Origin of the sequence: Rhodococcus sp. WS1 (genome assembly GCF_003797745.1) — a bacterium.
Taxonomy (GTDB): Bacteria; Actinomycetota; Actinomycetes; order Mycobacteriales; family Mycobacteriaceae; genus Rhodococcus_F; species Rhodococcus_F erythropolis.
In genome coordinates this window covers 2,250,674-2,266,168 of record NZ_RKLZ01000001.1, presented here as the reverse complement: position 1 = coordinate 2,266,168, position 15,495 = coordinate 2,250,674, and the positions used below count along the sequence as shown (strand labels likewise).

The 15,495-nt window shown below is 62.4% G+C and carries 13 protein-coding genes; 10 read left to right on the top strand and 3 right to left on the bottom strand.

The annotated features are described in order from the left end of the window. Window positions 1-30 precede the first annotated feature (30 nt). Window positions 31-1,641 carry an ABC transporter substrate-binding protein gene (locus tag EEB12_RS10485; protein WP_019747056.1) on the bottom strand — a complete coding sequence of 537 codons (1,611 nt, stop codon included), beginning with the start codon at window positions 1,639-1,641 and terminating at the stop codon, window positions 31-33. Between the two features lie 207 nt (window positions 1,642-1,848). On the opposite strand from EEB12_RS10485, the gene EEB12_RS10480 reads away from it, so the two are divergent. From EEB12_RS10480 to EEB12_RS10465, 4 genes are all read left to right on the top strand, one after another. Further along, window positions 1,849-2,964, top strand: a complete 1,116-nt coding sequence (locus EEB12_RS10480; RefSeq protein ID WP_181447623.1) for a pyridoxal phosphate-dependent aminotransferase — start codon at window positions 1,849-1,851, stop codon at window positions 2,962-2,964. A gap of 64 nt (window positions 2,965-3,028) precedes the next feature. Next, a complete protein-coding gene (locus tag EEB12_RS10475) occupies window positions 3,029-3,637 on the top strand; it encodes a TetR/AcrR family transcriptional regulator (protein WP_024487531.1) in 609 nt (202 codons plus the stop codon). Window positions 3,638-3,728: 91 nt separating this feature from the next. Then, on the top strand, window positions 3,729-5,150 hold the full coding sequence (gene purB, locus EEB12_RS10470) for an adenylosuccinate lyase (protein ID WP_019747059.1): 1,422 nt from the start codon (window positions 3,729-3,731) through the stop codon (window positions 5,148-5,150). A gap of 66 nt (window positions 5,151-5,216) precedes the next feature. Next, on the top strand, window positions 5,217-5,630 hold the full coding sequence (locus tag EEB12_RS10465; protein WP_047889106.1) for an HIT family protein: 414 nt from the start codon (window positions 5,217-5,219) through the stop codon (window positions 5,628-5,630). 15 nt (window positions 5,631-5,645) lie between these two features. Here the strand turns inward: EEB12_RS10465 and fes are convergent, their stop codons facing one another. Then, the gene (gene fes, locus EEB12_RS10460; protein WP_141487737.1) at window positions 5,646-6,881 is read right to left on the bottom strand and encodes an enterochelin esterase; all 1,236 of its coding nucleotides are present in this window, start codon (window positions 6,879-6,881) and stop codon (window positions 5,646-5,648) included. Window positions 6,882-6,947: 66 nt separating this feature from the next. Between fes and fepB the strand changes: the two genes are divergently transcribed. From fepB to EEB12_RS10445, 3 genes are all read left to right on the top strand, one after another. Beyond that, entirely contained in the window at window positions 6,948-7,943 is a 996-nt protein-coding gene (fepB, locus tag EEB12_RS10455; RefSeq protein WP_030534669.1) for a Fe2+-enterobactin ABC transporter substrate-binding protein, read from the top strand. 111 nt (window positions 7,944-8,054) lie between these two features. Then, window positions 8,055-9,368 carry a sensor histidine kinase gene (locus tag EEB12_RS10450; protein WP_258537475.1) on the top strand — a complete coding sequence of 438 codons (1,314 nt, stop codon included), beginning with the start codon at window positions 8,055-8,057 and terminating at the stop codon, window positions 9,366-9,368. After that, the gene (locus EEB12_RS10445) at window positions 9,365-10,027 is read left to right on the top strand and encodes a response regulator transcription factor (protein ID WP_019747064.1); all 663 of its coding nucleotides are present in this window, start codon (window positions 9,365-9,367) and stop codon (window positions 10,025-10,027) included. Before EEB12_RS10450 ends, EEB12_RS10445 begins: the two co-directional genes overlap by 4 nt. A gap of 96 nt (window positions 10,028-10,123) precedes the next feature. On the opposite strand, the gene EEB12_RS10440 is transcribed toward EEB12_RS10445, so the two are convergent. Continuing rightward, complete coding sequence (locus tag EEB12_RS10440; protein WP_134998382.1) at window positions 10,124-11,056, bottom strand: tyrosine-protein phosphatase; 933 nt, start codon at window positions 11,054-11,056, stop codon at window positions 10,124-10,126. Between the two features lie 250 nt (window positions 11,057-11,306). Here EEB12_RS10440 and EEB12_RS10435 point away from each other — a divergent pair, with 250 nt between their 5' ends. The 3 genes from EEB12_RS10435 (at window position 11,307) to EEB12_RS10425 (ending at window position 15,492) form a co-directional block, all read left to right on the top strand. Next, a complete protein-coding gene (locus EEB12_RS10435; RefSeq protein ID WP_141487735.1) occupies window positions 11,307-12,332 on the top strand; it encodes an ABC transporter substrate-binding protein in 1,026 nt (341 codons plus the stop codon). A gap of 155 nt (window positions 12,333-12,487) precedes the next feature. Further along, window positions 12,488-13,381 carry a phosphoribosylaminoimidazolesuccinocarboxamide synthase gene (locus EEB12_RS10430; protein WP_019747067.1) on the top strand — a complete coding sequence of 298 codons (894 nt, stop codon included), beginning with the start codon at window positions 12,488-12,490 and terminating at the stop codon, window positions 13,379-13,381. Next, a complete protein-coding gene (locus EEB12_RS10425) occupies window positions 13,378-15,492 on the top strand; it encodes a S9 family peptidase (RefSeq protein ID WP_141487734.1) in 2,115 nt (704 codons plus the stop codon). The genes EEB12_RS10430 and EEB12_RS10425 overlap by 4 nt, the downstream gene beginning before the upstream one ends. Window positions 15,493-15,495: the final 3 nt, after the last annotated feature.

Sequence of the window (15,495 nt, the reverse complement as noted above, 5' to 3'; positions counted from 1 at the left end):
AGATGCAGACGTAAAGCTTTGTCTTCCGGCTTATTTCAGAACTCGGATGCCTGGGCCCGCCAGGGTTCCACCAATCGGCGCGTACAGGGACGTCGCACCGTTGAAGAACATGAAGTTCGGCGATGTGGATACCGGAACGACGTCAGAAGAGGTGAACAGCGCCTGTTCCGCTTCCTTCCACACCGAGCAGGATTCCTGCCCGGGCAGAACCGAGGCCTTCGCAGCCAGTTCGGTGTACTCGGGATTGTCGATCGATGCGAAGTTGACGCCCGCCGGAGGGGTCGGGCCGGAGAAGTACGGAACGAAGATGCTGGGAGTGTCACTCTGGACGGTCAGACCGATCGAGATCGACCAGGATGTCAGGTCCTTTGCCGCGAACGTATTGGAGATGATGAAATTGTTGTCACCACCGCGAAGCTCTACCTTCGCGCCGAGTTCCTGCCACTGCTTCATCGCGTATTCTGCTGCTGCAGAAGTGGTATCGCGGTAGTTGGCAAAGATGACCGTCAATTGCAGCGATTGACCGTCCTTGGTCAGAACGCCGTCGGATCCGGGCTTCCAGCCGGCGTCGGCGAGGGTCTTCTTCGCCGCGGCCATGTCGAACTTCGGAACTACACCGGTGACACTGTCGTAGTCACATGCCCGCGGATCGACAACGGCCAATGCCGTAGCGCGCGAACCCTTGCCACCGGTGTTGATGTCCGTGTAGTCGTCGAGATCGATTGCCTGCACGAGCGCGCTGCGCACCGCTTCGTCCTTGGTGGGAAGAGCAGCATTGTGGTTGAAGATGAACTGCCCGCTCAAGGTGTTCGACGTCATCGATTCCAGGCCGGACGCTTCCACACGTTCGATATCCGCACCGGCCACCGGTGCTGCGTTCACCGTTCCGGTGAGGACCAGGTTCGCCGTCGTCGCCGCGTCGGTCACGATCTTGATCGTGACGGCCTTGGGCACTCCGAGGGTGTCCGATGTGGTTTCGCCGTTCGGTCCCCAGTTGTATCCGTCGCGGCGTTCGAGCGTCACGTGATCGTTTGCCACTACTTCGGTGATCTTGAACAGGCCGGTTCCGTTGCTGCTGCTGCGAACACTGGCGGGGTCGTCGAGTGCTGCCTGGCATGCCAGTTTGAGAGCACCGATGCGCTCGAGCAGGAAGGGCGCAGGTTCCGCCGTCTTGATCGTGAGCTCGTCGCCATCGGCGGTTGCTACCGCAGTTTCGGGTACCGACGCTCCCAGCCACGGCGAGCCGTTCGTCTTGTCGACGACCCAGTTGATGTTGTTCGCGGCTGTCTGGGCAGTGAACGTCGTGCCGTCTTCACACGTGATCCCTTTTTTGAGGGTGAAGTTCAGCGAAGTTCCGTTCTCGCTCCATTTTTCGGCCAGATACGAGCCCGCTGCACGGGTTTTGGGGTCGATGGCCAACAACGAGTCGTTGGTATAGCTGTTGATTGCCTGCGTGGCAGTCAGGTTGGTGATCAGGGGATGAAGGTTGCCGGGGTCGGTGTTCACGATCGTCGTGAAACTCCCGTCCTTGGCGTAGTCCCCGGAGGTACCGCCGCCAGGATCAGAGGTGCTTCCGCACGAGGCAACCGTGAGAACGCCGATCGTGACCAGAGCCGCGGTGGGCACTGAGCGAGCTTTCATCTGATGCACCTTTTGATCGAAGGATGTCGTTGATCAATGCTGCGCGAGGGACGTGGCCCAGGTCTCGTTGAATCGACTCATGCTGAGCACCTGAATCTGTCGGATCGTCACAAAGGATGGTCGTCGTTTCTCACGGAAGTGTGGTTCGGCTACCGTCGGGGTGTGCGCTCAGAATCTCGTCGATCAGATATCCAGACCTTCCATGTCATGGATGTATGGAAGGCCGCGACCGAACGTCAGCGGACGCACGGTGACGTTCTGACGTTGGCTGCCGGTCAACCGTCGACCCCCGCGCCGGCACCGGTGCTACGTGCGACGCGCGAGATCCTCGGCACCGAACTACTCGGGTATACCGAGACTTTCGGGATCCTGCCGCTACGCGAAGCTATTGCGCGCTACCACAGCGAGCGATCGGGAATAGCCGTCGACGCCGAAGACGTGGTGGTGACGACAGGTTCGTCCGGGGCGTTCACCTTGCTTTTCCTGGCCGCGTTCGACGAGGGCGACACCGTGGTGGTCGCTCGCCCCGGATATCCCGCCTACCGCAACACCCTTGCCGCTCTCGGCTGCAACGTCGTCGAAGTCGACTGCGGGCCGGCAACCCGATACCAGCCGACGGTGGACATGCTCGAGGCCTTGCCGTCGCCGCCTGCCGGTCTGATCGTCGCCAGCCCGGCAAATCCGACGGGCACGGTGATCTCGCCCGAGGAGCTCGCTGCGTTGGCGACGTGGTGCGAGCAGCACGGCACCCTTCTGATCTCGGACGAGATCTACCACGGCATCGGATACGGCGATCAGCACACGTCGAGCGCCTGGGAGACCTCACGCGAATCCGTAGTGATCGGCTCGGTGTCCAAGTACTTCTCGATGACGGGTTGGCGGCTCGGGTGGATGTTGGTGCCGACGTACTTGCGGCGCCCGCTGCAGAGACTCGCGTCGAACATGACGGTGTGTCCACCCGCGATCTCTCAGTACGCCGCCATCGAGGCGTTCTCGGACGAGGCGAAGGTCGAGTTGGACGGGCACGTTCAGCGGTACGCCGTCAATCGTGAACTGCTGTTGACCGGGTTGCCGAAACTGGGCATCACCGAACTGGCTCCCGCCGACGGTGCGTTCTACGTCTACGCGGATATCGGCCATCTGTGTGGCGACGAGGGCGCCACCGCGTGGTGTGCCCGGTTGCTGACAGATACCGGGGTCGCGTTGGCACCCGGAATCGATTTCGACACCGTCCACGGAAACCGGATGGTCAGACTTTCGTTCGCGGGCGCGACAGCCGACATCCAGGAGGCGCTGACCCGCCTCGAGAAGTGGCTCGGGTAACAAACAGCAGGGTCTTCGAGCTGTTTCGCCATGCGGAGGTGCCCTCTGCTGGCACGATGTCGTGGTGTCTTCTGCAGCTACGCCCAAGGGTGAACGACGTCGCCAAGCTCTGGTGGCGTCCGCTGCTGAACTTTTGCTGGAGGGCGGGTTCGACGCCGTTCGTCACCGAGCGGTGGCAACCAGGGCCGACCTTCCTCTGGCTTCGACGACCTATTACTTCGACTCACTCGACGATCTGATCGCGTGTGCCGTCGAGCTCAACGGCAACGCCGACATGGAAGCGATGCGCGCCAGAGTGGCTGCGGTGACCCAACGTCGGCGGGGCGCGGAATCAACCGTCGAACTTTTGGTCGAGCTGCTGCTCGGAGACGAAGAGAAGCGGCCGGAGAGCCGCGAACGATTGATCTCGCGCTACGAACGATTTGTGGCGTGTGCCCGTCATCCCGCGCTTCGTGACGTGCAGTTGCGCCTACGCGCCCAGCTCGACGACCTGTTGACCGATGCGCTTCGACGCTCGGGCCGAACGGCTCCCGAGGGGCAATTGCGCCGTCTTGTCGCGATGGTCGACGGCGCGATGATCACGGCGCTCGGGGAGTACGACCCGGATCCACGCGGGTTGGCCAGAGGAATGCTCTTGGAATCGATCGACGTGATGGCGCCGCCGGTCGTCTAGCTCGGGGGTGACAGCTGCTCTAGCTCGGGGGTGACAGCTGCTCTAGCTCGGGGGTAACAGCACTGCTCGGCCACCGTTAGACTGAGGCCTCGTGAGCCGCATCCCGAATGTCCTTGCCAACCGATACGCCAGCCCTGAGCTTGTTGCTCTGTGGTCTCCCGAGTACAAGATCGTGCTCGAGCGTCAATTGTGGGTGGCGGTGTTGCGTGCGCAGGCAGAGCTGGGCATCGACATTCCGGCCGACGCCATCGACGACTACGAGCGCGTCATCGACAACGTCGACCTGGCGTCCATCGCGGACCGCGAGCGGGTCACCCGCCACGATGTGAAGGCACGCATCGAGGAATTCAATGCACTCGCCGGACACGAGCAGGTCCACAAGGGCATGACCAGCCGTGACCTCACCGAGAACGTCGAGCAGCTGCAGATCGTGCGTTCTCTCGAACACGTCTACAACCACGGCATCGCCGTCGCCGCCCGTCTGGGTGAGCGCGCTGCCGAGTACTCGTCCATCGTGATGGCCGGCCGCTCGCACAACGTCGCAGCTCAGGCCACCACCTTGGGCAAGCGTTTCGCTTCTGCGGCCGACGAGCTTCTCGTTGCACTGACGCGTCTGCGTCAGCTGATCGACCGCTACCCGCTGCGTGGGATCAAGGGCCCGATGGGTACCGCTCAGGACATGCTCGACCTCCTCGACGGCGATGCGGCCAAGCTCGAGCAGCTCGAAGCGAAGGTCGCGGAGCACCTCGGATTCGCTCACGTACTGACCAGCGTCGGCCAGGTGTACCCGCGTTCCCTCGACCACGACGTCATCTCCGCGCTCGTCCAGGTCGGCGCGGGCCCGTCGTCGTTTGCACACACGATCCGCCTGATGGCCGGCCATGAGCTGGTCACCGAAGGCTTCCAGCCCGGCCAGGTCGGCAGCTCGGCGATGCCGCACAAGATGAACACCCGCTCGTGCGAGCGAGTCAACGGACTTCAGGTGATCCTGCGCGGCTACGGCTCCATGGCAGCCGAGCTCGCGGGTGCACAGTGGAACGAAGGCGACGTCTTCTGCTCCGTCGTGCGCCGCGTCGCTCTCCCGGATGCGTTCTTCGCGATCGACGGCATGTTCGAGACCTTCCTGACCGTGCTGATCGAGATGGGCGCGTACCCGGCCGTCATCGAGAAGGAACTGACGCGCTACCTGCCGTTCCTCGCCACGACCCGCGTTCTCATGGCAGCGGTGCGCGCGGGCGTCGGACGCGAGACCGCGCACGAGGCGATCAAGGAGAACGCCGTCGCAGTTGCGCTGGCGATGCGTGAGGAAGGCAAGGAGCCCGACCTGCTCGATCGCCTTGCCGCCGACGACCGTTTGCCGCTCGACCGCGCCGCACTCGACGAGGCTCTGGCCGACAAGGCGGCCTTTGTCGGCGCCGCGTCTGCTCAGGTCGACGCCGTTGTCGCCGAGGTGCAGAAGCTTGTCGACGCCAACCCCGAAGCTGCGGCGTATGCGCCGTCGCCGATTCTGTAAGGGCTACGCCCCCGTGCGCCTTTTCGGTAGTCACCACTACCGAAAAGGCGCACAGGGTCGAAGAGCATGAACTGCATCTTCTGTTCCATCATCGCCGGTGAGGCCGAGGCCAGCGTCGTCTACGACGACGCGAATGTCCTTGCCTTCATGGATATTCGGCCGTTCACATCCGGCCATCTCCTGGTCGTGCCGAAGCGCCACGCCAGTGGATTGTCCACGCTCGATTCCGACGACGGTGCCAGGATCTTTGCCGTCGCACAGAAGATCGCCGCAGCGATGCGTACCGGACCTCTCCCGGTCGACGGAGTGAATCTGCATCTCTCCGACGGAGCTGTTGCGGGGCAGGAAGTCTTCCATGTTCATCTGCACGTCATTCCGCGAAATCGCGGCGACGGCTTCGGCCTGCGTGCACTACCTCGCACGCCCAATCGGGCAGTTCTCGACAGCACGGCTGCCGTCATTCGCGGTGCACTGAACTAGCGGCACCGGCCACTTTCAGGGACTGCCGATCAGTTCGACAACGGAGTCCAGAAGGACACTGCGCCAGCACAACCAGTCGTGGCCGCCGTCGAAGATCCGATACGACACTTGCGCTCCGGCAGCCTTCAACGCCTGTGCGACCGCTGCGCTGTGCCCGACCATGTCGGACTCGTGCCTACCTACTTCGAGGACAACGCGTAAACCGTCCGGCACGCCATCGCGCTCGATGCGTGCGGCGATGTCTCCACCCGGCGGACCGTCCTCGCCGCGCTTCAAGCCTGTCGGCCACCAGAATGAACCGGACCCGCTGGCGACCAGCGCGAAGTGTTCGGGGAATTCGAGTGCTGCGAACATCGAGGCCAGGCCGCCGAAACTCTGCCCTGACACCACCGTTCGCGTTCGATTAGACGAGAAGGGTGCGACGGCGCGCACCTGTGGAAGTAGTTCGTCGACGACTGCACTCCAGTAGTCCCGGTTGCACGGCAATTCCTTCGAACGACGTTGATTGTCAACGGAATCAATGGCCAGCAAAACGCAGGACTTCAGTTTGCCGGTCTGGACTGCACGATCGAAGGCGGCACCTGCTGGCATGACCTCGGCCCAGTGGCGCCCGTCGAGAAGTATCACGAGCGGCCGTTCTTCGAGCGGTGTCAATCCGTCGTCCACGGTCTCGTAGATCCACACCGGCCGCTCGACGTCCAACGTCGAACTGGCCCAGGTGAGCTGTATCGACTTCCTGAAAACTGGAGCATCCCAACCGAACTGGACCGGCGCCGAGGGCATCTCAGCGACGGAACGCCTTGTGTCCACGCCTGCGGAAAGCGGATTGAGTGGGTCGGCAATTCGGTGTTCGAGCAACCCCAACCAGCGGGTGCGGCGGGTCGTGTCTTCCTTGCCTGCTCCCGGATAATCGAATTCGTCGACTACAGACTTCGGCGCCGGGATGATGCTGTAACTGCTGCGCCAGGTGTTCGAGACTTCGGCGGCGTAGAACCACACCGGACTCTCACCGATCCGTTGCATCACGCTGAGTTGTTCCGTGTGATGGTCGGTCAACGAGTTTGCGTCGAGGTAGACGCGCTCGACTTCCGTCTCCTCGGGCTGTCGCCAGAGGAAAGTTACTCGAACTGTATGTGTGTCAACACTTTCGATGATCGGCGTGCCTTGTTGCACTATCCGGTTCCAGAAGGTGTCGATGTCGGGCGAGGCCGCGAGGGAAGCGGACAATTCTGTCACCGCCTGAGTTAGCATGAGCACAGCCTAACCTAATTTCATGGGCTTTTGAATTCGAGGAGTGGTCCGCCAGTGGGCGTCACAATGAAAAAATCGCGCGCCTTGAAGGTGCTCTCCGCAGTCTTGGTGGCAGGGTTCGCTCTCGCCGGATGTAGTTCTGCGGATGCCGATTCCGGTGCTGATTCGGCTGCATCGCAGGGTAATTGGCCCCGCACGGTGGAAACGCCGAAGGGGCCGGTGGAGATCACGTCGAAGCCGGAGAGGATCGTCTCGACCAGTGTGACGCTGACGGGCACGCTGTTGTCGATCGACGCTCCGGTGGTGGCTACCGCATCGACGGGACCGAACACCGACGTATCGGATGCGCAGGGGTTGTTCACACAGTGGGGCGACATAGCTCGAGAACGTGGACTCGCAGTGCTGCCGATGGGCGGAGCGAACGCAGAATCCGTTCTGGCCCAGAACCCGGACCTCATCGTCGTCTCGGCGACTGGAGGTGACTCCGTCGTCGATCTGTACGAACAGTTCACGGCCATCGCTCCGACAATAGTGGTGGACTACGGCGGAAGTAGTTGGCAGGAAGTGGCCGCCGTGCTGGGTGAAGCGACAGGTCTCGAAGACAACGCAGCGGCCACGGTCGCGAAATTCGACAGCGCAGTAGAGGCAGCGAAGGCCAAGATCACACTTCCCCCGCAGCCGACCACCGCGCTCGTCTACTACGAGGACGGCAGCGGCGCCAATATCTGGACGCACGAGTCCGGGCAGGCGAAGTTGCTCACGGCGATGGGTTTCACGGTCGCCGACATTCCCGAGTCTGCGAAGAGCAGTGAATCCATGGGTAAGCGCAAGGACATCATTCAGGTCTCGGCCGAGAACCTCTACGACGGTATCGCGGGCAACACCCTGATCTTGGTCAGCGCCGACGACGGTGCGGTGAAAGCGGTCGAGGCACTTCCCCTGTTGGCGCAGCATCCGGCAATTCGTGATCACCATGTCTATGCCGTGGGGCTCGATACCTTCCGTCTCGACTACTACAGCGCAACCAACATGGTGAACCGGTTGGTCGAGCAGTTCAGCTGATCCATAAGTACTAGTGCTTTCACCCCGAACTAGTCCTTTGGTTGTAGCCGAGAATCGAACATTCCCTTCACGTTCGTCGAATGTGGGACCAAGTGGTGCGCGCATGCCACCATGAACGTCAATCATCGGATGCGGAATGGGGAGTGGATGTTCGACTCGGCTGGTCAGAATGTCTCGGGGCAAGCCCTGGCATCGCGAGGGTGGGGACGTTTCAACCTGAACAACCCGGCCACGGCGGCCGTGATCGTCGGCCTGCTGAGTGTGCCGTGGGTGTTCGGTCTCGCCAGTCTCAAGACTGAACCCGAGACGAGCAATCGAGTGCTGAGCGATCCGGGAACCGTCGTCGGCATCATGGGTTTCCTGACGGTGTTGACCGTTGTGGCGTGTGCGCGCCGGCGGTACCCGATCGCGTACTACCTCCTGACGTTGGCAGGATCCGGCGGATTGATGCTCTTCCTCGGCAGTCGATCGCTGGGGGCCACGCCGCTTTTCTGGTTCGCGATCATGGCAGTGTCCATCCGGGTGAGCGGCATGCGCCTGGTCGGACTGCTGGTCCTCGGAATGGCGATGGACGTGATCTTGGCGTTGTATCTCACCGAGCGGGACGGGCTGACGGTCGCAGAGGTTCAGGTGGGGGAGTTGCCCCACCTGTTCCTCGAGCCGGCGGCAAACACCGTCACGAGTTTTCTGGTCGTCGCCGCCATGGGAAAGATCGTCGCGCGTCTGCGAAAGCAAGCAGTGGAGAACAGTCAGGCGGTAGCGGATCTGCACCGGGACCGCGAACGCAAGATCGCGAATGCCGTTGTCGCCGAACGGCAGGACATGGCACGTGAGTTGCACGACGTCGCGGCTCACCACATGACCGGCATGATCATCCAGGCCCGTGCCGCCGACAAGTTCTTCTCGAGCAATCCCGAACAAGCGCAAGCCCTCCTGGGCGGCGTCATCGAGCAGGGGCAGCGGGCCCTCAACAGCTTGCGGCAGATCGTGGGGATCCTCCGTCTGGGTGAGGAAGACCCCGATTTCCCGACGCCTATGGTCTCCGACATCGACGAGTTGGTGGACGACTGCAGGCGCACCATCTCGTCGATCTCGCTCGAGAAGGTCGGCCGCTTCGACGACCTGGACAGCGGAGTCCAGTTGACGTGCTACCGCATCGTCCAGGAGGCGTTGTCGAACGTCCTTCGCCATGCGCCGGGTAGCGAGTCCAAGGTATGTCTGAGCCGAGAAGCCGGTGCGGTGAGAGTCCGGGTGATCAATACGCTCGGGAATGCTCGTCCGTCCTCCGACGGGCAAAACCTCGGAATTGTGGGAATGCGCGAACGCGCGACACTCATGGGTGGTCAACTGGACGCCGGACCGAATTCGGAAGGTGAGTGGGCTGTGCAGGCACTGGTGCCGGTGAACGGGAGGATCAACGCATGATCGACGTCCTTATTGCAGACGACCAGCAGGTGGTACGGCAGGGGTTCGAACTGTTTCTCTCCGGCCACCCCGAGATTCGCGTCGTCGGGCATGCCAAGACGGGAGTCGAGGCGTACGAGCAGGTGCGTGCACTGCGTCCGGACGTCGTACTGATGGATATCCGAATGCCTCACGGTGACGGGTTGACCGCGACCAGAGAGGTCCTTGCCGAGTTTCCGGCGACCCGCGTCGTCGTGATCACCACGTTCGATCTCGACGAGTACGTTTTCGAGGCGCTCGACAGTGGCGCCGCAGGGTTCCTGCTCAAAGACGCCGATCCCGAGGAGCTCTCGTCGGCAGTGCTGACCGTGGCCGAGGGTGGCTCGGTGCTCTCTCCGAGATTGACGTCGAGACTGATCGTGGAGTTCGCGAGGCGCAAACCGGCACCGATGTCCACGGCGCGCTCCGGATCGGATCACGGTCTCAGCGCGCGTGAAATGGATGTGGTGCAGTTGCTGTCACAAGGCTTGGGAAACAACGACATCGCAGATTCCCTCAGCCTCGAGCAGAGCACGGTGAAGTCGCACATCAGCAACATCTGCAAGAAGCTGCAGGTGCGTACCCGTGTGCAGATCGTCATCTGGGCGTACCGAAACAACGTGATCGCCGTATCGCGCTGACGCACGGGACGCTGCGGCGCATCCGGCACGGCGCGGGCAGAGAAAGTCCACGTGCCCGGGTTCGACCCCTCGTCGAACCCGGGGCAGCTGGGTCGCTCAGCCCAGCAGTTTGGCTTTGAGCGTCATGACGGTCGCCGGACTCAGACCCAAGCCCTCGGTCAGGTAACGATCGACCGACCCGTAGGTCTGGTCCAACTGGGCGAGGCCGGCATCGAGATAGCTTGCCTCGACACCCAACAGGGGCTCCATGTTGACGGCCATCTGTTCGCCCAGGCTCGCCGCGATGCCCGCGCGCGTGGCCTTCATGCCTTCGGCTGTGTATTCGTTGGTCAGCAAGTAGTCGTTCATGATCACCGAGCGGTCGACACCGGCGATGCTCAGCAGCAGAAACGACGTCCAGCCGGTGCGGTCTTTACCTGCAGTGCAATGGAAGACCTGTGCGCCTTCGGTTTCCGCGAGGCCCGTGAGCAACTGTGCGAACCCGGCTCGCTCCGTCGCTCCGGTGACGAAGGCGCGGTTCATGTCCTGCATCATCGATCGTGAGTCATCGGGGGACTTGATCTTCGCGACCATCTCGGCGATGTTCCCGGACAGGATCGGAATGTTCTCGTACGCAACCCCGTCGGGCAGGACATCCGGCTTGCTGGCGATCTCGGGTTCCGTGCGCAGATCGTAAACCTTTGTCAGTCCCAGCTTTTCGAGAATGCTCATGTCATCGCCCTTGGGCGTGATCGCGTTCGCGCGGTAGAAGACTCCCTTGTTCACGGGCAGACCGAGAGTTCCCGAGTATCCGGCGCCGGTGCCTGCGACATCGCGGAAATTGTCGATCCCGTTCAGCCGCGGAGCATCTGGGGTTTGCTCGGCACTGCCGAAGTTGCTGGATCCGAAATCCAGTGAGCCGAACTGTGGAGCCGAGGGGGCAGGTTCGGCGTGCGCGATCGAGGCGCCGAAACCGGTGATGAGAAAGCTACTGGTCAACGCAATGGCCGCGGCAGACCGTAGCGAGCACGTGCGCGTGGATCGGGACATGTGTGAGCCCTTCGTCGAGCGGAGAGAGTGGCTGGTCGATGAGGTATCGCGAAGGCAAGGTAGCGAGTTCGCGTGTCCGATTCGAGAGGAATCTTGCTTTGCTCCCTCTCAGTGGGAGGCGTGCTGCTGTGAGCGTGAGTGACTCGGGAGGCGCAGTTCATTCCTCGAGACCTGTGTTTGTGTAAAGGTCCAGTGCCCTGATATTGGTTAGCCTCACCAAATCAATTCCGGAGCAGTCCGGTGCGTTCAGATGGAGTTCAACATGCGGGTTCAAGGTCTGTCGTGGTTTCGCCGCGCAGTGGTGATCGGCGCAGCAGCTGCGCTGGCGGTCGGCGTCGCCGGCTGCAGCAACTCCGAGGAGGCGTCGTCCGAATCGTCGACGACAGCCGCGAGCTCGCAGACCCGTGTCTTCGAGGCACAGAACGGATCCATCGAGATCCCGAGCGACCCGCAGCGGATCGTGGCCTGCGGATACGCAGTTCTGCCGCTGATTCAGGCGGGAGCGAACCTGGCAGCAGTATGTGAGTGGACCCGTGAACTCGGCAACATGGACGACAAGACCAAGGCCGCTTACGAAGCTCTGCCGAAGGTCGCGCCCGACGGCAACGTCTCCCAGCTCAACTACGAGGGAATCGTCGCTGCCGAGCCCGATCTGATCATCATGGGTGTTCCCGCTCGTGTCGAAAGCCAGCTGGACATGGCGCAGCTCAAGGCGGCCGCTCCCGTCGTCTTCCTGGGACCGACGGTTCCTGCTGATTGGCGAGTGCTGGGCGAGCAGTTCGCCGATGCCGCGAATGTCTCCGACACCTACGGCGAGTTCAAGGACGACTACGACGCCAAAACCGCCGAACTGGCCGCGAAGTACAAGGACAAGCTCGGCTCGTTGACCTTCGGCGGCGTGTGCAACGTCTGCAAGCCCGAGGCCGGCACCTTCTCACGCGAGTACGCGTCTTCGTACACGACCAATCTCTTCGACGGACTCGGACTGCAGTTCCCCGGCACCCCCGCCGACATCCACGTCGAACAGGTATCCATCGAGAAGATCGGCGAAAATCTCGGAAATGTCGACGTGATCGTCTACGGCCTCAACGCCGACGGCTCGATGTCTCCGCAGTTGCAGGAGCTGGTCAATTCCGAGCTGTGGAAGGAATTGCCCGCAGTGAAGGCCGGCAACGTCGTCCAGGTCCAGCATTCGCTGGCCGCGACCTATCAGACGGCTCTTCTGACGCTGGATTCGATCGACGAGGGCCTGTCGAAGCTGCCCGCAAACCAGTAGTTCATCGACTGTGACGGTGGCCTCTCGCCTGCTGGCGAGGGGCCACCTGCATATCCGGATGAGCAGGGCGGACAGCTCTCCGAACGGCGAGGACGCTCACCTGTCCCGGCTACCGGGGTTCTGTACGAACTGCGAACGCCCGATAGGGTGACCGGGTGCGTCCTACACTTGATTCCTACACTCATCTGGCCGGTGGCAAGGTCCGTGACCTTTACACGATCGACGACGAGCATCTGCTGCTTGTCGCGAGTGATCGGATCTCGGCCTACGACCACGTGCTCAGCACGCCGATCCCGGACAAGGGTCGCGTGCTCACCGCGATGAGCGTGTTCTTCTTCAACGTCCTCGGTGGCACCAACCACCTGGCCGGCGAGCCCGACGACGATCGCATCCCGGAAGAGGTTCTCGGCCGCGCTCTCGTGGTGCGCTCCCTCGACATGGTTCCCGTCGAATGCGTCGTTCGTGGCTTCCTCACCGGCTCCGGCCTGGTCGACTACAACAACACCGGCGCAGTGTGCGGCGTCGCGTTGCCCGAGGGCCTCGTCGAGGCGTCGCGGCTGCCCGACCCCATCTTCACCCCGGCGTCCAAGGCAGCTCTCGGGGATCACGACGAGAACATCAGCTTCGATCAGGTAGTGGAGAAGGTCGGCCAGAAGCTGGCAGTGCAGCTTCGCGAGGACACTCTCGACGTTTATGCCCGCGCCTCCAACTTCGCGGCCGATCGCGGAATCATCCTTGCGGACACCAAGCTCGAATTCGGTCTCGACTCCGGTGGAAACCTCGTGCTCGCCGACGAGGTGCTCACCCCCGACTCGTCGCGCTACTGGCCTCTCGAAGGCTACGAAGCGGGCAAGGTGCAGCCCAGTTTCGACAAGCAGTTCGTGCGCGACTGGCTCACGAGCCCCGAATCCGGCTGGGACCGTAGCTCGGACACGACACCGCCGCCGTTGCCGCAGGAGATCGTCGACGCGACTCGGGCACGCTACATCGAGGCGTACGAGCGCATTTCCGGTCTGTCCTTCGACGATTGGGTCGGTCCCAGCGCATGAGCCTGATCCCGCCGGTCGCAAAGAAGGTCCCCGCCGAACGTACCCATCACGGACACACGTTCGTCGATGACTACGAGTGGCTGCGGGACAAGGACAACGCCGAGGTAGTCGCATACCTCGAAGCCGAAAACGCGTACACCGACGAGCAGACGGCCGCGCTCGAGCCGTTGCGCGAGAAGATCTTCCAGGAGATCAAGTCGCGGACGCAGGAAACCGACATGTCGGTGCCCACTCGCATGGGCAAGTGGTGGTACTACTCGCGCAGCGTGGAAGGCAAGTCGTACACCGTCCAGTGCCGGTGCCCCATCGCCGGTGAAGACGACTGGACTCCGCCCAACCTGACGCCCGGCGTCGAGCTGGCGGGCGAGCAGATCCTCATGGACGGCAACGTCGAAGCCGAAGGGCACGAGTTCTTTTCGCTCGGCGCGTTCTCCATCAGCGAGGACGGCACGTTGCTCGCGTACTCGGTGGACATCGTCGGCGACGAGCGGTACACCTTGCGGTTCAAGAACCTCGAGACCGATGAGATGCTCGCCGACGAGATTCCCGATACCGCGCCTGGCGCCACCTGGGCGATCGACCACAGTCACGTCTTCTACATGACGGTCGACGATTCCTGGCGTCCGGACACCGTGTGGCGTCACAAGCTGGGAACGCCGCAGAGTCAAGATGTTTCGGTGTTCCACGAGCCCGACGAACGGTACTGGGTTTCGGTGGGGTCTACCCGCAGTGAGAAGTACCTGATGATCTGGGTCGGTTCCAAGGTGACCAGCGAAGGCTGGATGCTGGAATCGGCGAACCCGGAAGGCGACTTCCGCGTCATCATCCCGCGTCGCGAGGGCGTCGAGTACGGCGCTGAACACGCAGTGATCGGGGGAGAGGACCGCTTCCTGATCCTCCACAACGACGTCGTGGACGGAGTCAAGGCCGAGAACTTCGTGTTGGTGGAAGCTCCTGTGTCGGATCCGACGAACATGACGACGCTGATCGAGCACAGCGCAGACGTTCGTCTGGAAGAAGCCGAAGCCTTTGCCGGACACCTCGTCCTGAGCTACCGCCGCGAGGCGCTCACTCGGGTTGCCGTGTGGCCGTTGACGGATGACGGCTACGGTGAGCGTCACGAAATCGACTTCGACGAAGAACTCTTCAGCATCGGTATGGGGTCCAATCCGGAATGGGCGCAGCCCACCATCCGACTCGGCTTCACGTCGTTCATCACTCCCGGGCAGGTGTACGACTACTACGTCGCCAGTGGTGAACTGGCACTGCGTAAGTCGCAGCCTGTTCTCGGTGACTTCGATGCGAGTAATTACGAGCAGCGTCGCGACTGGGCAGTGGCCGACGACGGAACCCGCATTCCGCTCTCGATCGTGAGGCGCGTAGGTGCGCCGGAAGGTCCCGCGCCGCTGCTGTTGTACGGCTACGGTTCCTACGAGGCGAGCATCGACCCGTCGTTCTCGGTTGCCCGCTTGTCGTTGCTCGATCGCGGCGTCGTCTTCGTGGTCGCACACGTGCGCGGCGGCGGCGAGATGGGTCGTCACTGGTACGAAAACGGCAAGACGCTCACGAAGAAGAACACCTTCACCGATTTTGTCTCGTGCGCAAAGCATTTGATCGACACCGGTGTCACGGCGGCCGATCGGATGGTTGCCGACGGCGGTAGTGCGGGTGGATTGCTGATGGGGGCTGTCGCCAATCTCGCTCCGGAACTGTTTGCCGGCATTCTCGCCAATGTTCCGTTTGTCGACCCGCTGACGTCGATTCTCGATCCGTCGCTGCCGTTGACGGTCATCGAGTGGGACGAATGGGGAGATCCGCTGCACAACAAGGACGTCTACGACTACATGCGCTCGTACAGCCCGTACGAGAACGTGGAAGCCAAGGACTATCCCGCCATTCTTGCGATCACGAGCATCAACGACACCCGCGTTCTGTACGTGGAGCCGGCCAAGTGGGTCGCGAAACTGCGCGCCACGAAGACCGGTGATGCTCCGCTACTTCTCAAGACCGAGATGAGCGCCGGACACGGCGGTGTCAGCGGTCGGTACGAGAAGTGGAAAGAGGTCGCATTCGAGTTCGCCTGGGTTCTCGACACGGTCGGCGCAAACTAGCTT

What these genes read in the sequence shown, in the direction of transcription:
- EEB12_RS10485 (WP_019747056.1), bottom strand. Translation starts at nt 1,641, where the DNA reads ATGAAAGCTCGCTCAGTGCCCACCGCGGCTCTGGTCACGATCGGCGTT.
- EEB12_RS10480 (WP_181447623.1), top strand. Translation starts at nt 1,849, where the DNA reads ATGGATGTATGGAAGGCCGCGACCGAACGTCAGCGGACGCACGGTGAC.
- EEB12_RS10465 (WP_047889106.1), top strand. Translation starts at nt 5,217, where the DNA reads ATGAACTGCATCTTCTGTTCCATCATCGCCGGTGAGGCCGAGGCCAGC.
- fes (WP_141487737.1), bottom strand. Translation starts at nt 6,881, where the DNA reads ATGCTAACTCAGGCGGTGACAGAATTGTCCGCTTCCCTCGCGGCCTCG.
- fepB (WP_030534669.1), top strand. Translation starts at nt 6,948, where the DNA reads ATGAAAAAATCGCGCGCCTTGAAGGTGCTCTCCGCAGTCTTGGTGGCA.
- EEB12_RS10450 (WP_258537475.1), top strand. Translation starts at nt 8,055, where the DNA reads ATGAACGTCAATCATCGGATGCGGAATGGGGAGTGGATGTTCGACTCG.
- EEB12_RS10445 (WP_019747064.1), top strand. Translation starts at nt 9,365, where the DNA reads ATGATCGACGTCCTTATTGCAGACGACCAGCAGGTGGTACGGCAGGGG.
- EEB12_RS10440 (WP_134998382.1), bottom strand. Translation starts at nt 11,056, where the DNA reads ATGTCCCGATCCACGCGCACGTGCTCGCTACGGTCTGCCGCGGCCATT.
- EEB12_RS10435 (WP_141487735.1), top strand. Translation starts at nt 11,307, where the DNA reads ATGGAGTTCAACATGCGGGTTCAAGGTCTGTCGTGGTTTCGCCGCGCA.
- EEB12_RS10425 (WP_141487734.1), top strand. Translation starts at nt 13,378, where the DNA reads ATGAGCCTGATCCCGCCGGTCGCAAAGAAGGTCCCCGCCGAACGTACC.